Below are 17,254 nucleotides of genomic sequence, written 5' to 3'. Positions count from 1 at the left end.
TATATCCCTAAATCAAGCGTTTCAACCAATGCTTAAATAACGATATTTTTAAAAAAATAAGCCACTTGCGGTCAGTGTTTGCCACGAGTTTTTTTGCCAGTATTTATTTTATCGCGAACCATGGTCAGGACTCTTTTTTCCATAGCGCTACGCCACCTTTTCGGACGGAAAAGACAGTCCATGACAACAATAGCTGGTGTTGCAGTCAGTACCATGGTTCTGATTACGACAATTTCATTGACGAGAGGACTTCTGGATTCTTTTGTTGCAACGATTGTCGATATTGCTCCGCATATAACGATCGAAGGTCGTCCCATCGAGTCTCTACCGGTCGATCTTCTGAGCGATAGAGAGACGCTTCGTCTTGCTTTTGTCGATGAAAATATACAAAAAGAAGAACGTGACGAAGTGCGCAATTATCGGCAGGTGCTCGAGGTTCTCGATTCAAAGCAGTATGCCGGAGAGGTTGTTGCCGTATCACCTTATGTCGAGTCCAGGGTGATTGTGATAAAAGGCAATAAGAATCAGCCGATATCCACGAAAGGCGTTGTGATAGAGCGGGAAAATGCGATCAGTGGTATCGAGGACAAACTGACGGCTGGAGATCTTGTGTTTTTTGAAACAACCCCCAATGCTTTACTCGTTGGAAGAACGGTGGCGATGGATATGGGGCTGGAGCTGCATGATGAAGTGTCTCTTGTGCCGGCATCCGGCCCTGCGCGGCAGTGTAAGGTGGCTGGTATTTTTTTCTCAGGTGTGAACGCTATCGACAATACGGTTTTTGTGTCGCTCAAGTTTGGCCAAATCCTTGAAAATCTTCCTGCTGACAAGGTTTCAGGGATAGGGGTCAAGGTAGTGGATCCTCTTGCCAATGAGTTGCTTGCAGGGGTTCTTGAGCGGGTTACTGGTTATAACTGTGTCACATGGCAGGAAGATAATGCCAGTGTTCTCTCTCTCTTCAATCGTATAGGTTTCATTGTTTTTTCTCTTGTCGCTTTTGTCGGAGTGGTTTCCGGTTTCAGCGTGGCGAATATTCTGGTGACGACGGTTTTTGAAAAAAGCCGTGACATAGCGATTATGAAGTCATACGGATTTTCAGCAGGATCGCTTGTGGGAATGTTCATTCTCGAAGGTTTTTTGGTCGGTTTTGCCGGAACTCTTGCCGGCGGTGTGATGGCAACGGGTTCGATCAATCTGCTTGCTCATATTCCGGTTGAAACATCTCAGGGGCCGCTTACCAAAACCGGTTTCAGCATGTCGTGGAATCCCCTGTACTTTTTGTTCGTGATGTTGTCGACGGTTTTTATCAGTACCATCGCCGCGACTATTCCTTCCACACGAGCGGCAAAACTCGAGCCGGTTGAGGTGCTGCGCGACAGCAGCCTCTAGAACGCCTCTATACATCTGTTGCGCAACCTGATTACTTCATTAGGCGGTACTCGAAATCCTCGTGTGCTTTGTATACACTATACACGCAATCACCTCTCAACAGCTCAAAAAAACAACACTCCACAGAATATTACCCTGTCTGCAGGTGTATCTTTTCAGGGTGCTGCAGGAGGTAGAGCTTGTAATAGAGCCCTTTTTTTGCAAGCAGTTGCTGATGGGAACCACTCTCCTTGATGGTGCCTTTGTGCATGACGATAATCCTGTCGGCATGCTGTACTGTCGAAAGGCGGTGTGCAATGATGATCGATGTGCGGTTTTTCATCAGGTTAGCGGTCGCAGCTTCTATAAGCTGTTCAGTGTCGGTATCAACCGAGCTGGTCGCCTCATCGAGGACAAGTATCTCCGGATTGTACAGTAAGGCTCGAACAAACGCGATGAGCTGTTTCTGGCCAGCCGAAAGTCCCGATCCGTTTTCGTTGACCCGATACTCGTAACCACCCGGAAGTTTTTCAATGAAACGATCGGCACCGACGGTTTTTGCTGCGTTGCGGATTTCTTCATCGGAAGCTCGAGGGTTGCCGAACGAGAGATTTTCCCTGATGGTCCCTGAAAAAAGAAACACGTCTTGCATGACGACGCCGACTATCTTTCGAAGTGATTGTTCCGGTATTCGTGACAGTTCGATGCCGTCAATGGTAATCGAGCCTTTTCGTTGATCATACAGTTTCGAAAGAACATTGATGATGGTGGTTTTTCCACTTCCTGTCGAGCCCACAATGGCTATTTTTTCTCCACGTTTTACCTTGAAAGAGATGTTTTTGAGTATCCAGTTGTCGTTGTTGTAGGCAAACCAGACGTTCGTAAAGGCGATTTCATCCCGAAAAGACTCGATTGTTTTGGGATTTTCGGGTTCTTTAGCCGTGTCCTGTTCTTCGAGGAGCCTGAAAATGCGGTCTGAGCTTGCGAGTGCCGTCTGAAGAATATTGAACCGGTCGGAAAGATGTTGAAGAGGACGAAAAAAGAGCCAGATGTATTGCACAAAAGAGATGACGATTCCAAGAGTGATGTCTCCTTTCAGCATGCGTACCCCGCTATACCAGATCACAAGTCCAGCTGCTACGGAACTGAGCAGTTCGATAAGCGGGTAGTATACCGAGAAGTAATAAACGGTTTTGATGTTGGCGTTCCGGTATTCCTTGTTGATTGAAGCATGTTTCTTGTATTCGCTTTCTCCCCGGTCGAAAAGCTGGACGATATTGATGCCCGAAACATGTTCCTGAAAGAAAGAATTGAGTCTGGCGAGGTGTCCCCTCACGTCCTGAAATGCTTTTCGCACTTTGCTTTTGAAGGTGAGCGTAGCATAGATCATCAAGGGGAGAATGCTTAAAACGATCAGTGTCAACTCCCAATCGATGAAGAACATGAGAAGAACGATGAACAAAAGCTGCATAATGTCGCCGATGATCGTAACGACACCGCTCGAAAGCATTTCATTGAGTGCTTCGACGTCGTTGGTTGCCCTTGTGATAAGCCTGCCAGCCGGATTTCGGTCGTAGAATCTGATGGAAAGTTTCTGCAGGTGCCGAAAAATATCCATTCTCAGGTTGAGAACGGCTTTCTGACCGATAAGCTGCGTGAGAAAGGTCGCTACATATTGCTTCAGGCCATCCAGGAGTATAATTCCCAATAGCACGAGGCTTATTAATGCGAGCCCGTTGATGTTGCCTTGAGCGATGTAGTCGTCGATGGCCAACTTGGTGATATACGGTCTCAAGGGACCCAGAACCGAACCTGCAAGGGTTATGACGATTGCCCAGGAAAGCAGTCCCTTGTAGGGCTTGACGTATGAAAAGAGTCGTGAGATGATGTAACGGTCATTGGATTTCTTCCCGCCGCTCGAAAGCAGTTCGTCTGTTTGTTGCTGAAATCCTTTTTTCGTGCCTTTCTCGTCGTTCATCATAGAATCTGTTCTTGTGCTGTCACAATGTATCGATCTTCGATCCGATCTCCCGGATGAATGTTTCTGCCAGCTTTTCCGCCCGTTCCATGCTTTTGGCTTCAGTGTATATTCTTAGTATCGGTTCAGTGTTTGAGGGTCTTATGTGTACCCACTCTTCAGGAAAATCAAGTTTCATACCGTCCTCTGTATTGATTGATGCTTCAGGGAATGCTGATGCAATCGTCAATAACTGGTCCTGGAGGTTTTCCGGTTTGTCAGAGAGCCGGACCTTTTGTTTCGCCATAAAATAATCCGGGTATTGTTTTCTGAAACCGGAAATTGTGCGGTTTGCGGAATCTTTTTCTCGCCACTCGGCCAATGCCTGGAGTATGAGGGCTATGCCTACTAGCGCATCTCTCCCGTAATGCAGTTCGGGAAGAATGATTCCTCCATTGCCTTCTCCACCGATTACCGCTTTCCGTTTTTTCATCAACGTCACAACGTTCGCTTCTCCCACCTTGGAGCTGTAGCACGTTTGTCCGTGTTTTTTCGCTATATCCCGAAGTGCCCTGGTGCTTGAAAGGTTGTTCACTATATCGCCCTGTTTGTGCTGCAGATAAAAGTCAGCGCAGGCTACCAGCGAGTATTCTTCACCGAAAAGAGCCCCATCTTCACAAATCAGCGCTAACCGGTCGACGTCGGGATCGACAACTATGGCAAAATCGCACTGCTTTTTCTTCAAGCAATCGACGGTTTCGACAAGATTCTCTGCAAGAGGTTCGGGGTTTCTGGGAAAGATGCCGGTTCCGTTGCATGATATTGTTTCGATCTCTTCTACCCCCAGCTGCCGGCATAGTTCAGGGACGATCGATGACCCGGCTCCTTCAACCGCATCTATCAGAACTCTGAAACGTTGCGCCGCGATTGTATCCCTGTCGATACAGGGGAGTGACAGGATTCTCCTGATATGCTCTCCGTCATAATCGTGCTTTTGTTCCAGGGTGCCAACATGTTTCCAGTCGGCAAGTGTGAACTTTTTTTCTCCGAAAATATCGAGCAACTGTTGAACGGCACTTTCATCGAGGAATTCTCCCTTCCTGTCGAGCAGTTTCAAAGCGTTCCATTCAACCGGATTATGTGAAGCTGTAACGATAATGCCGCCATCAGCCTGTTCCGCAGCAGTGGCGATTTCAACGGTCGGCGTGGTTGCTATGCCAAGATCGATAACATTGCAACCACACAGAGTCATTGTACTGCCGACAAGTGTTGCTATAGCATCTCCGGTTGGACGGGTATCCCTGCCGATAACGACTTTCGGAATGAAATTTTCTCCTGTTTCGTTTTTTTGTCCCTGTCCATGCAGCAGCGTTGCAAACGCTTGTGAAAAAGCTACAAGGTTTTCTGGCGAAAGGCTTTCTCCGACGATGCCCCTGATACCCGATACGCTTATCATTAAGCTCATGAGGGTTGAATCTTTGTTTGGATTGGATATTTTTTCAATAGATGTTGATATGCTGAGTGCGCATGAAGTGTTTGACAGCGGAACTGAGGCAATATAGTGAAAAGTCTTTGAACGTAGAGGGCCTCCATGAATTTGATGTGTATGCCGGTCGGTTTGTCAGGCGGATTAAGGGAGAGGCGGGTCGCGGTAGAATGAATTATGTGGAGGTGCCGGTAAGGTGTGTGCGGGTTCCTGATTTGAAAATACCGAAATCGGAATTTCACGTTTTGGAATAAGAAAACGCTTTTATATATTTAAGGCCTTTTATCCAGGTTTTTGATGCAAGGGCTTCTGGGAACTGATAAAACTGTCTTGCAGCAAATGAATTTGCAGTCAGGCAACACTGTTCGATGCAGCCCGATATCGCAATATTAGCTATTACTATAAAAGTTACGTTTTATGCCATTACACAAGTCAGCTGAAAAAAGGCTCCGTCAGTCTGCACGGCGCAACGAAAGAAACAGGGCAAGAAAAAAAGAGCTGAAGGTGCTTGTAAAGAATGTCCAAAAGCTGATAGATACCAATGCCGACAAGAGCGAGGTTGAATCTGCATATCGTTCGGCTGTTCAGAAACTTGACAGGCTGGGTGTGAAGCGCTATATTCACCCTAACAAAGCATCGAGGAAAAAATCACAGCTTTCGAGGATGCTCAACAAATATATGACGGCAGAGTAGTTTTTTTGCCCCCTCTTTTTGTGCATTGTCATTCTTCTATTATGCTATCCGGTAACGTTCCGTGCCTTTGAATAAGTCGGAAGAATCACCGGATCCATAGATACTTTAATGTTTGCATATTTTCGTGGAGAGTTGGTTGAAGCTTTACCGGACGAGATGGTTGTCGATGTTGCCGGTGTAGGGTATCGTTTGCTTATTTCTTCAGCCACGTATCATCAGCTTCCTGAGCCGGGGGAGACTGTGCGGGTCTTGGCGCATCTACACGTCAAAGAAGACCTGATGCAGCTTTATGGTTTTTTTGATGAGGAAGAGCGTCAGCTTTTCAGGCTACTGCTCTCTATTTCTGGTGTTGGACCAAAGCTTGCGCTCGCTATTCTTTCCGGATTGCAGGTTCTGGAGATACAGGAAGCAATCGTTTCGAACATGCCGGAAAGACTTTTTGAGATTTCTGGAGTCGGGAAAAAAACTGCGGCGAGAATTGTTCTTGAACTGCGGGACAGAATACTCAAGCTCCGGCCGTCGGGGGGGGCGAAACCATCATCAGCTCTATCGAAAAATTCCGTGCGAGACGATGCTCTGAACGCTTTGTTGACGCTCGGTTTTTCAAAAACTGTCGCTTTGAAGGCGGTTATCGAGTCACAGGTGCATCTTGAAAATCCACAAGTCGAGGATCTGGTCAGAGAGTCATTACTTGCCATTCGAACTCCTTAATCGGCTTTTCATAGAATCATATGAGGGTAGAGTGAGTGAAGTACCAGGATGCAATTGATTTTCTTTTTCCTCTTCATCGGTTCGGCATGAAGCCCGGTCTGGAAAGGGTGCTTAAGCTGTTAGATGCGGTCGGTGAGCCGCAGAGGCGCCTTGGGCAGGTTGTTCATATAGCCGGTACTAACGGAAAAGGAGCGGTAGCCAGTTCATTGGCGGCAATATGCTGTGCGGGTGGATATAGAACCGGGCTGTATACCTCACCCCATCTTCTCTCGTATACCGAACGTATCCGCATCAATGGTGATATGATATCAGAATCGCGGGTCGCAGAATATTGCTCGGTACTCGAAAGCACCGTTACCGAGGGAAATGCGACGTTTTTCGAGGCTACCACAGCAATTGCATTCATGTATTTCTGTGAGATGCAGGCGGAAATCTCGGTTATTGAAACCGGGATGGGCGGCAGGCTGGATGCCACGAATGTGGTTGACCCCGATCATGTCATCATACCGAGCATAAGTGAGGATCATACCATCTGGCTTGGTGATACGATTGGTGAAATAGCGGCTGAAAAAGCCGCTATCATCAAAAAAGGAGCAAGCGTTTACACAGCTGTGGAGGACCCTGAGGCGCTTGAGATAATTCTTGATCGTGCCGATGCTGTCGGCGCAAGAGTGAGGGTGCTTCAGGAATCGGCAGAATGCATTGTACATGGTGCCGGTGTAGGAACGCTCGAATTTTCTCTCGAAGCTCCCGGGCTGAGTATGAAGAACCTTGTGGCTCCGGTGACTGGTGATTTTCATGCATCCAATCTTTCGCTTGCCGTTTTGGCGGCCAGCGAGATCGGAATGGATGAATCTGCAATCAGGCAGGGATTGTTGTCGATGCGGCGATTCGGTTACAGGGCAAGGCTTGAACGTATATCAAGACAACCCGACGTACTGCTCGATGTTTCGCATAATCCTGCAGGAGTCGAAAAAAGTGTTCATACCTTATGCGCAATGCGTGGGGCTTACCGTAATGTCGTTGTTTTGTTGGGACTGGTTCGTGACAAGGAGGCTGGACGGATTGTCCGGCACCTGAAAACGATGACATCGCATATTATAACCGTCGATCTTCTTACTGAAAGGGGAATGACGGCTGCCGAGCTAGGTGATTTGTGCAGAGAAGAAGGGGCTGAGGTGACCGTTGCCGCAACGGTTCGTGAGGCATTGGATATTATCGAATGTACGGTAGAAAAAGATGATCTTGTTCTGATTACCGGCTCATTTTATTTGGCGGGAGAGGTTTTGGGACTAATGGGCTGTTGAAGTGCCTGTAAGGTGTGGCTTGATATTCATGAGGTCGCTTTTTGTCACCTGAAAAGTCATGCGGGCTGCTTTTTTCAGGATTCAGGAAAAGTTGTATATTTAAAATAATAGTTTCATGCTCCATCTATCATGCTTCCGTTTTCAAGGTTGCGGCCATCACATGAGTCAGAAATACACCAAGGCCTATTTTCAACGTTACAACTTCCGTTTATAGCTTCTTTTCAGGCTGTTATAGCACATCGCAGCGCTTTTTATTCCATGAGTACCACTTTTTTTTTGCATGGTTTACATGGTTAATATCCGGCTTTTATTCCGGTACCTCTATCCGCTTCGGACAAATCTTGTGTTTTTGTAACCATAATAAGAGATGAATAAATAATAATGTCGAACAATTCAGTTACTAAAGGTCTGGACATCAACATGCTCCAGAAAAAGAAGGTTCATGAGTTGAATGCTTTAGCTAAAGAGATAGGTGTTGTTACAGCAGGATTACGAAAGGAAGAATTGATATATAAAATCATCGAGGCGCAGTCTCAGAAAGGAAGTAGTGCGGAAAACGGTCAGGTGATGGTCAATACCGGGGTGCTCCAGGTCATTCCGGAAGGGTATGGTTTTCTTCGTTCGGCCAATTACAACTATTTGTCATCTCCCGATGATATTTATGTTTCTCCTTCCCAGATCAAGCGTTTCAATATGAGGACCGGCGATACCGTGTCCGGTCAGGTTCGCGCTCCGAAAGAAGGCGAAAGGTTTTTTGCACTGTTGAAAATCAATACGATTGACGGCAAGGATCCCGAGATTACAAGAGAACGGCCGTTTTTCGATAATCTTACACCGCTGTTTCCGCGCGAACGTCTGAGGCTCGAGACTACGCAGAACGAATATTGCGGAAGAATTATGGATATTTTTACTCCTATCGGGAAAGGGCAGAGAGGATTGATCGTCGCACAGCCCAAGACTGGTAAGACTATGCTGTTACAGACGGTTGCGAATGCAATTATCAAAAACCATCCCGAGGTTTATCTTATCGTTCTGCTTATCGACGAGCGTCCTGAAGAGGTTACCGATATGGAAAGAAGTGTTCCGGCAGAAGTGGTGAGCTCCACCTTTGACGAAGACCCCGAGCGCCATGTGCAAGTTGCCGATATGGTGCTCGAAAAGGCAAAGCGTCTTGTAGAAGTCGGGACTGATGTTGTTATACTGCTTGACTCGATAACACGCCTTGCAAGGGCTCATAACACCATTATACCTCATTCGGGCAAAATCCTTTCGGGTGGGATCGATGCAAATGCGCTGACTAAGCCGAAAAGATTTTTCGGTGCGGCAAGGAATATCGAAGAAGGGGGGAGCCTCACCATCATCGCGACTGCTCTTGTCGATACCGGTTCGAGGATGGATGATGTCATTTTCGAGGAATTCAAGGGAACGGGTAACATGGAGCTGGTTCTTGACAGGCGTCTCTCGGAGCGTCGAATTTTCCCGGCTATAGATATATTACGTTCAGGTACCAGGAAAGAGGAGCTGCTTTTTTCTCAGGAAGAACTCTCGAGGACATGGCTGTTGCGAAAATACCTTGCTGACAAGAATCCGATCGAGTGCATGGAGTTCATGCGTGAAAAGATCGTTGAGACAAAGGACAACAAGGAGTTCTTCAAGTATATGAACGCTTGATCCCTGGTTTTTACGGCCTTTTTCAATAAGAGGTTTGCTTTTTATGAACGGAGGCCGTATATTAATGGCCTTTAAAACAAGAGTAAAGTCATTTAATATATGCCTTGCGGAAAGAAAAGAAAACGTCATAAAATGGCGGTGCACAAGCGCAAAAAGATGCGTCGTAAAAATCGTCATAAGAAGCGCTTGAGATACCAGAACAAGTAGTAAGCTGGTACGATTCTGTTTCAAGGATGTTCGGTTGAGAATATAGCTCAGTTGGTAGAGCAACTGCCTTTTAAGCAGTGGGTCGAAGGTTCGAGTCCTTCTATTCTCACAAAATCGGCGCTATGTGTTGATTATGGTGCCGTTTTTTAAAGCCCGAGTGGTGGAATTGGTAGACACACTATCTTGAGGGGGTAGCGCCGAAAGGTGTAGGAGTTCGAATCTCCTCTCGGGCACGTGGTATTCTTTTTGGCCGCTTTATGCGGCTTTTTTTATGATACCCTTTAAACCCAGCATCAATACGTGCGGTTTTTGAAAGCATATATCCGTGCAATCGATGTCCTGACAGAACGTACAGGTCGTGCAGTCAGTTTGTTGGCGCTGCTTCTGGTCTTGGTCGTTATCTACGATGTTTTTACCCGTTACGCGCTTTCATCGAGCAGTGTCGCCGTTCAGGAGCTTGAATGGCATATTTTTTCACTGTTGTTTCTTCTCTCGGCTGCTTACACGTTGAAGCATAACAAGCACGTCAGAGTCGATGTGCTCTATGTTCGGTTGACTGAAAAACAGCGTGCGATTGTCAACATTGTCGGCGGGATACTGTTTCTTCTCCCTTTTACATGCATTGTCGTGTTTGCCTCATGGTCGTTTGTCAGTAATTCTTTCTGTATTCTCGAATCGTCACCGGATCCCGGAGGGCTTCCTTACCGTTTTCTGCTGAAAGCAGCTATCCCTCTTGGTTTCATGCTTTTTATGATTCAGGGGGTTGCGGAAGTTTTTCGTTCCATTCTTGTAATAGCCGATAAGACGGATAAAACAGGTCTAGAGTAAGTAGTGATGGAGATTCTTCCATTCATCATGTTTGCTGCGGTATTTCTTCTACTGTTGCTCGGGTATCCGGTTGCCTTGACGCTCGGGGGCGTTTCCGTCATTTTCGGGGTGTTGACTTTCGGTGTTGATTTTTTTGCCCTGCTGCCGCTGAGGATATGGGGAACGATGACGAACTCTGTGCTTCTGGCGGTTCCTCTGTTTGTTTTTATGGGGGTCATGCTCGAGAAATCCGGAATTGCCGAAAAACTTCTCGAAACGATGGGAATGCTTTTCGGTCGTTTTCGGGGTGGGTTGGCGATCGCAGTCGTTATCGTCGGAACGCTCCTCGCTGCGTCAACAGGTATTGTTGGAGCAACCGTCGTGACCATGGGGCTGATGAGCCTGCCGGCAATGCTCAAAAGGGGGTACGATCCAGAACTTGCTACGGGGACGATTGCCGCGTCGGGTACACTTGGCCAGATCATTCCACCAAGTATCGTATTGGTTCTTCTTGGCAGCATACTCAATATTTCGGTAGGGGATATGTTTGTCGGTGCAATGGTGCCGGGCTTGCTGCTCGTTGTTTTGTACTTGCTTTACATTACTCTGCTTGGTGTTTTTCGGCCGGAGATGATGCCGGCGATTCCGGTTGATGAGATTCAGGCGTTCAAGGGGAGAACTCCCTGGAGAACCATTATCGAGGCTTTTGTAATCCCTTTTACGCTGGTTATCGCGGTGCTCGGCTCTATTTTCGCCGGGATCGCGTCGCCGACAGAAGCTGCCGCTATAGGGGCTTTCGGTGCTCTCTTGTTGACGCTGTTTCAGCGAAAATTATCTTTCGATGTTTTGAAATCCGTGATGCAGGAGACGACATGGTTGACTTCGATGGTGTTTATCATTCTTGCCGGAGCGAGTGCGTTCAGTCTCGTGTTCAGAGGTATGCACGGGGATCGTTACCTCTCCGAGATGATTGTCCAGGCAAATTTTCAGCCTGAGCTTTTTCTGGCAATCGTCATGATCGGAGTGTTTATTGCAGGCTTTTTCATTGATTTTATCGAGATCATTTTTATCGTTGTTCCCGTTGTTGCACCGATATTCACCGCTTTCGGCGTGGACCTTTTGTGGGTGGGTGTGCTGCTTGCCATGAATCTTCAAGCTTCTTTTCTGACCCCTCCTTTCGGGTTTTCCCTGTTCTACCTCAAAGGTGTCACTCCGAAAGAAGTGACTACCGGCCATATCTACCGTGGGATCATACCGTTCATAATCATTCAGCTGTTTATGCTGGTACTGATCATTTTGTTTCCCGAACTGGTTACCTGGCTGCCCGATCTCTTGACAGGAAGATAGCCCTGGAAAATCTGTTTCGGCCTAGTTACGGGTTTGCCCTGTGAAACAATGAGCACCTCTTTCACAGGGCGACATGACGTTCTTATTATGCTGGGCTGAGCGGCATTTTGTCTTACAAGTTTTGCGTGTAGTATATTTTTTCCGAAATGTCCGCCCATGGGGTAATCTGGTTCCGGAAAGAGGAATAGGCGTCGTAAACCTTTTTGCTTTGGGTATCGCTACCGACAATGTCGTCGATAACCTCTTTTGAAAAGACTCGTAACTGTTCGAGCACTTCGGAAGGGAGTGGTCTCAGATCCACTTTTTCCTCATTGACGAGTTTCTGGAGGTACAGATTGTTTTTCGATTCGAACTCGCAGAGTACCCAATGATGTACTCTGGCTGCCGCGTTGCGAACAATGTGCTGCAAATCGGATGGGAGTTTTGAAAACGCTCCTTTATTGACAAAAAACTCGAAGTTCGTTCCAGGTTCTTGCCATCCGGGGTAATAGTAGTAACGGGCTACTTTGTAGAAGCCCATGATATAATCGTGATATGGGCCTATCCACTCGGTAGCGTCGATGACTCCCCTTTCGAGATTGGTGTATATTTCTCCTCCGGCTGACAGGATTGCCGAGCCTCCGGCTTTGGATATTACCTTACCACCGAGGCCGGGGATCCTCATCTTCAGTCCCTTGAGGTCATCGACCGAGTTGATCTCCTTGTTGAACCATCCGCACATCTGTATTCCTGTATTGCCTCCTGGTAAGGGGTACAGATTGAACGGGGCATAGACTTCCTCCCACAGTTCGAGTCCATCGCCGCCTATGAGCCAGGCATTCATTTGCTGCGGGTTCATGCCGAATGGAACAGCCGCGAAAAACTGCGCTGCAGGGGCTTTGCCCGCCCAGTAATATGATGCGCCATGGCCTATTTCAGCGGTGCCCTGACTGACAGCATCGAAGGCTTCCAGTGCCGGGACCAGTTCGCCTCCGCCATATACCTGAATATCGAGACGTCCTTCCGACATTTCCCGTACCCACTGAGCGAACAGTTTCGAACCATCCTGAAGTACGGGAAATGTCGGCGACCATGTGGTCAGCATTTTCCATCGGAATTTCTTGTCAAAATGTACGGCAGGTGCACCAGCAGATTTGGATGCAGGTTTGCTGCATCCTGTATTGAAAAAAGGAGTGCTCAAGGCGAGCGACGCCGCTCCAGCTTGTAACGAGCGTTTCAAAAAATCTCGTCTGGAATTGTCTTTCATTGGCCACGATGGTTTAACGAGTTGTTTGGATTATCAGCAATAACGTTATACAATAATGTAAAATACTTTTTCTGTTCAAGGAAGATGGAGAATCCGAATCATGACGCTCAAGAATATTGCTGTTTGTATCAATCAGGTTCCCGATACGGCATCGGGGATCGAGGTCGTGCATGGAAATCCGGATATCGGATACCTCAACAAGGTGCTCAATCCTTATGACGAGTATGCCATAGAGGAAGCTGTCAGGTTGAAAGAGCGGCTTGGCGAGGTCATGGTGACGGCATTTTCAGTCGGGGATAAAAAGCATTATGATGTTTTGCGAAAGGCGCTTTCGATGGGTGCGGATCGAGCCTGCCTTGTAGATGGTGGACGCCGTGACGACTCTCGTTCCGTTGCGGCGAGTCTCGATAAGGCGATCCGTTTCCACTACGATGGGTTTCCCGATCTTGTTGTCTGTGGTAGAGAGTCTTCGGATTGTAACCGGGCTCAGGTACCGTTAATGCTTGCTGAAATGCTTGGTGTCGCTGCCGTCGCTGCCGTGACAGAACTGATGTATGAAGATGGAGTGTTGCGGGTGTGGCGAGAAATAGAGGGAGGTATGGAGGAGTATGTGCTGTATCCTCCAGCGCTCATAAGTGCTGAGAAAGGATTGAATATTCCAAGGAAAACAAATATCAAGGCGGTCATGAAGGCACGCAAAGAACCTATTTTGCATATTGACGGTAGTGTTGAGATAGCATCAGGAGTGGCCTATCGGGGCTTTTCTACGATACGTCGACAAAAAAACTGCCGAATTATGGAAACAGCAGAAGATCTTGTTCGTATACTGCATGAAGAAAGGAGGATACTGTAACGATGAGCTTCCTGGTAATACTTGAGCAGAGGCAAGGGACTGTCAAGAAGGCTTCGGTCGATGTATGGTGCACTGTACAGCATCTGGCGGAGGTTTTGGGAGAAACGGATGTTTGCGGCCTGGTTATGGGCGGTGCCGATAAAAACATCATCAGAGAGCGATGTGCCGGAAAGGGGACGATTTATATGGTCAATGATGCGGTTTTTCATGATTATTGTCCTGAATGCTATGCAGGGACAATCGTGGATATGGCCGGTCGTACTGCTGCTGAAAATATTTTTTTCGCAAATACGGCGATGGCCAAGGACCTTGCTCCTCGCATCGCCATGCGCCTCGATGCAGCTCTTGCATCGGATTGTGTCATCGGGGTGGATGGAAACGGTTCGCTGAAGGCGGTGACAACGATGTATGCAGGTACGGTTTCCGCTGTGATCGAGAATTTGAGAAAGAGCGCGGTGTACACCGTTGCTCCACGGCTGTGTTCTTTTGAAGCACGTCGTGAAAACACCGTTGAAATTCTTGAAATCAAAGCCGAGTGTCTTTCGGGGTGCAACCCTGCTCTGAAAGAGATTAGCTACCACAAGGGAAGGAAAGATATAGCCGAATCGGACATTCTCGTTGCGGGTGGCAGGGGGGTCGGCAGTCGTGAAAACTTCGCTCTGCTCGAATCGTTGGCAATGTCACTTGGTGGGGCCGTTGGCGCCAGTCGCTCGGCTGTCGATGAGGGGTGGCGACCCCATTCCGAGCAGATAGGCCAGACCGGAAGGAGTGTCGCCCCCAAGCTGTATATTGCCTGTGGTATTTCTGGCGCACCCCAGCACCTTGCAGGTATCGCCGGCGCTGAAACCGTTGTCGCTATAAATCGTGACAGGGATGCTCCCATATTCAAAGTCGCCGATTACGGGATTATCGGTGACATAACGGAGGTCGTGCCGCTACTGGAAAGGGCCGTTTGTGAATTTCAGCGTATGAAATGATTTGTGTGGTTTTATTGTTAGTTGATTGTATTCGCGAGAGCTACGGCCTTTTGGTATTGAGATAACATTTGCAGAAAAAAAGTCGTTGAGATGGATAAACTTCAGGTTGATATACTTGGGCTGTCAACCAGTCCGCATACAAACGGGGCGTATGCGCTTATTCTTTATGAGGTCGATGGCAAAAGAAAACTGCCGATCATCATCGGCGGTTTCGAGGCACAGGCTATAGCGTTGAAACTCGAAAACATAAAGCCTCCAAGGCCGTTTACTCACGACCTGTTCAAGACGATCGCCGATACGTTCAATCTCAATGTCAAGGAGGTGTTCATCGATGAACTGCACAATGAGACTTTCTATGCCAAGGTACTCTGTGAGATGCATGGTGAAACCCAGGAGATCGATGCGAGACCGAGCGACGCTATAGCTATTGCGGTTCGGTTCGGGGCTCCTATTTTTGTTTCCGAAGAAATTATGAATGAAGCTGGAATCAGGGAAGAGCAACAGGAAGAAGCTGAAGTAACCGAAACCGAGAGTGAGCAAGAGACGCCGAAAGAAATTGCAGGCAAAACGGAATCATCGCTCGGTGAGTTGCAGAAAATGCTCGAGGATGCCGTCAAGCGTGAAGATTATGAAGAAGCGGCTCGTCTGCGTGATGAAATCGACAGGATCAAGGGTAGTTCATGAAAGGTTTCTGTTTTGCTTTCGGAGTGTATAAACAAAAAAGGAGGCCGTGAAGCCTCCTTTTTTCGTTGACAGCAATTGCTGTTTTATATGCCTACGCGAAGGCCAAGCAGAGCGCTGTGGCTCGAGAGATCTCCATTGGCAGCGGGTTTATCCATGGAAAACCCTTCAGCGACGAAGTAGCGATACCGTGCATCGAGCTGAATGTTTTCGCTGACCGGAATGGCAATACCGACACCAACCTGGTATGCGAGCGAAAAAACATCCTTGTTTCTGAAAGAGCTGCCTTCAAAACAGAGAGGTGCATCCTCGAAAGTGATATGGGCGACACCTACACCAGCGTATGGGTACACTTCCACATCGTTACCCAGGTCGATATCGTAAGCGCCGTTGAGCATGAGAGAAAGCACCGAGACATCGCCATCTTCATCGAGGTCTTCTCTTTCATCGTTCGAAGAGACATCGGCCCATGATGCGATGTCGTTTTTCTGGTAGCCGAGTTCCGCTTCCAGGCGGTAGTCGCCGTAATCGCAACCATAGGCACCTAAAAGGGTTATTCCTGAATCGGTGCCGAGTTCGAAGCCTTCACCGGAATCATCGGAGTCATGATCTTCAAATTCGATATCGTCCATCCAGACGATGCCGATGCTGCCGCTGACGTATTTGTCAGCGCTGAAACCAGGTGCGGACCACATAACCGCCACCATAAATGCCATAGAGAGTAATAATGCTTTTTTCATGGCTGTGTTACTGCTGTTAAACATTGTAGAAATAATATGCTGACTTTTCAGTCGGTGGTAAAGGTATGAAATCCGGCGAAAAAAGCATAGGAAAGAATGAGTTGAAACGAAAGGTTGCTATCCCTATGAAAAATAGGGATGAGTCTGTCTCTTTAATTATGCAATTTATCTTTGTGTCGTCATCCTCGGGCTTGATCCGGGGATCCATCTTTTAATGAAAGTCTGTATGGATGCAGCATCAAGTGCGGCATGACTCTCTGCCAGAAATGTGTACATGGAGACCGATAGTCGTGAAGCAGGCCTTTTGAGGCAGTCTCAGAGCTGGAGTATGACGATCGTTAGTGCCGGCGTAAAACACAAGAGGCTGTCCCGAAAGGGCAGCCTCTTGTTTCAGGAAAAATTCGTAATGGATCAGAACATGACTCTAAAACCAAGCAGACCGCTATGACTATCGAGGTTGGTGTTCGCTGCAAGCATGGTGAAATCGGTCGTTGCAAAGTAGCGATAACGAGCATCGAGCATGATGTTGCCTGCAACCGGAATACCGAGGCCGATTCCTGCCTGGTAAGCAAATGTGACTTCATTGACATCGAGACTGCCGTCTTCGAGGTCACCTATGTCAGCAGGAGAGCTGTTGCCGTTTGGGCATGTCAGGGTCGCGCTATTAACCCTGACATCATCCATGGAAACCTGGGCGATGCCGACACCCACAGTCGGTGAAAGCTCAACGCCGCCGCCAAGATGGATGTCGTAGTAACCGTTCATGAGAAGAGACAGAATAGTGACATCGCCGTCGAGCTCGACATCGAGATCGGCTTCACCTTGTCTCTCGCAATAAACGTGTGCATTCAATTCATCGACATCATTCGACTGATAGCCGAGTTCACCTTCCACCCTGTAGTCACCGTAATCACAGCCGAGAGCACCAAGAAGGGTGAGGCCCGAGCCGAAACCGAGTTCAGCATCGTTAATTTCTTGAAACTCTTGAAAAGGGCCGTCGATATTTTTTATCTCGGTGTCGCTCATCCATGATATACCGATATTACCGCTGAAATATTTGTCAGCGCTAAAGCCAGAGGCTGACCACATGACAACAACCAGGAAAACAGCTAATAGTGAAATTGCTTTTTTCATAGTTTTTTGATCAGGTTAGGTTAGTAAATGCATAAAAAATTTCTACATACTATTTGCAAACAAAAGATA

General features: G+C 47.6%; 15 protein-coding genes and 2 tRNA genes. 12 read left to right on the top strand and 5 right to left on the bottom strand.

The features are described from left to right. Positions 1 to 120: 120 nt before the first annotated feature. Positions 121 to 1,389 (top strand): FtsX-like permease family protein, encoded by a 1,269-nt coding sequence (locus tag QZ209_RS04770; RefSeq protein ID WP_294345140.1) that lies wholly within the window; start codon positions 121 to 123, stop codon positions 1,387 to 1,389. A gap of 130 nt (positions 1,390 to 1,519) precedes the next feature. Here the strand turns inward: QZ209_RS04770 and QZ209_RS04765 are convergent, their stop codons facing one another. Both QZ209_RS04765 and glmM read right to left on the bottom strand, forming a co-directional pair. After that, entirely contained in the window at positions 1,520 to 3,346 is a 1,827-nt protein-coding gene (locus QZ209_RS04765) for an ABC transporter ATP-binding protein (RefSeq protein WP_294345209.1), read from the bottom strand. A 22-nt stretch (positions 3,347 to 3,368) separates the two neighbouring features. Further along, on the bottom strand, positions 3,369 to 4,790 hold the full coding sequence (gene glmM / locus QZ209_RS04760; protein WP_294345138.1) for a phosphoglucosamine mutase: 1,422 nt from the start codon (positions 4,788 to 4,790) through the stop codon (positions 3,369 to 3,371). Between the two features lie 438 nt (positions 4,791 to 5,228). Between glmM and rpsT the strand changes: the two genes are divergently transcribed. From rpsT to QZ209_RS04720, 8 genes are all read left to right on the top strand, one after another. After that, complete coding sequence (gene rpsT / locus QZ209_RS04755) at positions 5,229 to 5,504, top strand: 30S ribosomal protein S20 (protein ID WP_294345136.1); 276 nt, start codon at positions 5,229 to 5,231, stop codon at positions 5,502 to 5,504. 108 nt (positions 5,505 to 5,612) lie between these two features. After that, positions 5,613 to 6,215, top strand: a complete 603-nt coding sequence (gene ruvA / locus QZ209_RS04750) for a Holliday junction branch migration protein RuvA (RefSeq protein WP_294345134.1) — start codon at positions 5,613 to 5,615, stop codon at positions 6,213 to 6,215. Positions 6,216 to 6,250: 35 nt separating this feature from the next. Beyond that, positions 6,251 to 7,522 (top strand): folylpolyglutamate synthase/dihydrofolate synthase family protein, encoded by a 1,272-nt coding sequence (locus QZ209_RS04745; RefSeq protein WP_294345133.1) that lies wholly within the window; start codon positions 6,251 to 6,253, stop codon positions 7,520 to 7,522. 381 nt (positions 7,523 to 7,903) lie between these two features. After that, on the top strand, positions 7,904 to 9,193 hold the full coding sequence (gene rho, locus QZ209_RS04740; RefSeq protein WP_366515745.1) for a transcription termination factor Rho: 1,290 nt from the start codon (positions 7,904 to 7,906) through the stop codon (positions 9,191 to 9,193). 243 nt (positions 9,194 to 9,436) lie between these two features. After that, positions 9,437 to 9,509: transfer RNA gene (locus QZ209_RS04735), tRNA-Lys, on the top strand. Between the two features lie 42 nt (positions 9,510 to 9,551). Further along, a tRNA-Leu gene (locus QZ209_RS04730) sits at positions 9,552 to 9,633 on the top strand. Positions 9,634 to 9,700: 67 nt separating this feature from the next. Further along, positions 9,701 to 10,228: a TRAP transporter small permease subunit gene (locus tag QZ209_RS04725; protein WP_294345131.1), complete on the top strand. Its 528-nt coding sequence runs from the start codon at positions 9,701 to 9,703 to the stop codon at positions 10,226 to 10,228. Positions 10,229 to 10,234: 6 nt separating this feature from the next. Next, on the top strand, positions 10,235 to 11,554 hold the full coding sequence (locus tag QZ209_RS04720; RefSeq protein WP_294345206.1) for a TRAP transporter large permease subunit: 1,320 nt from the start codon (positions 10,235 to 10,237) through the stop codon (positions 11,552 to 11,554). A 112-nt stretch (positions 11,555 to 11,666) separates the two neighbouring features. On the opposite strand, the gene QZ209_RS04715 is transcribed toward QZ209_RS04720, so the two are convergent. Further along, on the bottom strand, positions 11,667 to 12,800 hold the full coding sequence (locus QZ209_RS04715; protein WP_294345130.1) for a TRAP transporter substrate-binding protein: 1,134 nt from the start codon (positions 12,798 to 12,800) through the stop codon (positions 11,667 to 11,669). Positions 12,801 to 12,900: 100 nt separating this feature from the next. Between QZ209_RS04715 and QZ209_RS04710 the strand changes: the two genes are divergently transcribed. From QZ209_RS04710 to QZ209_RS04700, 3 genes are all read left to right on the top strand, one after another. After that, positions 12,901 to 13,653 (top strand): electron transfer flavoprotein subunit beta/FixA family protein, encoded by a 753-nt coding sequence (locus QZ209_RS04710; protein WP_294345129.1) that lies wholly within the window; start codon positions 12,901 to 12,903, stop codon positions 13,651 to 13,653. A gap of 2 nt (positions 13,654 to 13,655) precedes the next feature. Then, a complete protein-coding gene (locus QZ209_RS04705; protein WP_294345128.1) occupies positions 13,656 to 14,630 on the top strand; it encodes an electron transfer flavoprotein subunit alpha/FixB family protein in 975 nt (324 codons plus the stop codon). 90 nt (positions 14,631 to 14,720) lie between these two features. After that, positions 14,721 to 15,314 carry a bifunctional nuclease domain-containing protein gene (locus QZ209_RS04700; protein WP_294345127.1) on the top strand — a complete coding sequence of 198 codons (594 nt, stop codon included), beginning with the start codon at positions 14,721 to 14,723 and terminating at the stop codon, positions 15,312 to 15,314. An 83-nt stretch (positions 15,315 to 15,397) separates the two neighbouring features. Here QZ209_RS04700 and QZ209_RS04695 read toward each other — a convergent pair whose 3' ends face one another. Further along, positions 15,398 to 16,051, bottom strand: a complete 654-nt coding sequence (locus QZ209_RS04695) for an outer membrane beta-barrel protein (RefSeq protein ID WP_294345125.1) — start codon at positions 16,049 to 16,051, stop codon at positions 15,398 to 15,400. 411 nt (positions 16,052 to 16,462) lie between these two features. Beyond that, positions 16,463 to 17,185, bottom strand: a complete 723-nt coding sequence (locus tag QZ209_RS04690; protein WP_294345123.1) for an outer membrane beta-barrel protein — start codon at positions 17,183 to 17,185, stop codon at positions 16,463 to 16,465. Positions 17,186 to 17,254: the final 69 nt, after the last annotated feature.

It is taken from the genome of Prosthecochloris sp. (assembly GCA_015482705.2).
GTDB lineage: Bacteria > Bacteroidota > Chlorobiia > Chlorobiales > Chlorobiaceae > Prosthecochloris.
Note: the sequence above shows the minus strand (reverse complement) of the source record. Positions and strands in the feature narration are given on the sequence as shown.

What these genes read in the sequence shown, in the direction of transcription:
- glmM (WP_294345138.1), bottom strand. Translation starts at nt 4,790, where the DNA reads ATGAGCTTAATGATAAGCGTATCGGGTATCAGGGGCATCGTCGGAGAA.
- ruvA (WP_294345134.1), top strand. Translation starts at nt 5,613, where the DNA reads ATGTTTGCATATTTTCGTGGAGAGTTGGTTGAAGCTTTACCGGACGAG.
- QZ209_RS04720 (WP_294345206.1), top strand. Translation starts at nt 10,235, where the DNA reads ATGGAGATTCTTCCATTCATCATGTTTGCTGCGGTATTTCTTCTACTG.
- QZ209_RS04715 (WP_294345130.1), bottom strand. Translation starts at nt 12,800, where the DNA reads ATGAAAGACAATTCCAGACGAGATTTTTTGAAACGCTCGTTACAAGCT.
- rho (WP_366515745.1), top strand. Translation starts at nt 7,904, where the DNA reads ATGTCGAACAATTCAGTTACTAAAGGTCTGGACATCAACATGCTCCAG.
- QZ209_RS04765 (WP_294345209.1), bottom strand. Translation starts at nt 3,346, where the DNA reads ATGAACGACGAGAAAGGCACGAAAAAAGGATTTCAGCAACAAACAGAC.
- QZ209_RS04770 (WP_294345140.1), top strand. Translation starts at nt 121, where the DNA reads ATGGTCAGGACTCTTTTTTCCATAGCGCTACGCCACCTTTTCGGACGG.
- rpsT (WP_294345136.1), top strand. Translation starts at nt 5,229, where the DNA reads ATGCCATTACACAAGTCAGCTGAAAAAAGGCTCCGTCAGTCTGCACGG.
- QZ209_RS04695 (WP_294345125.1), bottom strand. Translation starts at nt 16,051, where the DNA reads ATGAAAAAAGCATTATTACTCTCTATGGCATTTATGGTGGCGGTTATG.
- QZ209_RS04705 (WP_294345128.1), top strand. Translation starts at nt 13,656, where the DNA reads ATGAGCTTCCTGGTAATACTTGAGCAGAGGCAAGGGACTGTCAAGAAG.
- QZ209_RS04710 (WP_294345129.1), top strand. Translation starts at nt 12,901, where the DNA reads ATGACGCTCAAGAATATTGCTGTTTGTATCAATCAGGTTCCCGATACG.
- QZ209_RS04700 (WP_294345127.1), top strand. Translation starts at nt 14,721, where the DNA reads ATGGATAAACTTCAGGTTGATATACTTGGGCTGTCAACCAGTCCGCAT.
- QZ209_RS04690 (WP_294345123.1), bottom strand. Translation starts at nt 17,185, where the DNA reads ATGAAAAAAGCAATTTCACTATTAGCTGTTTTCCTGGTTGTTGTCATG.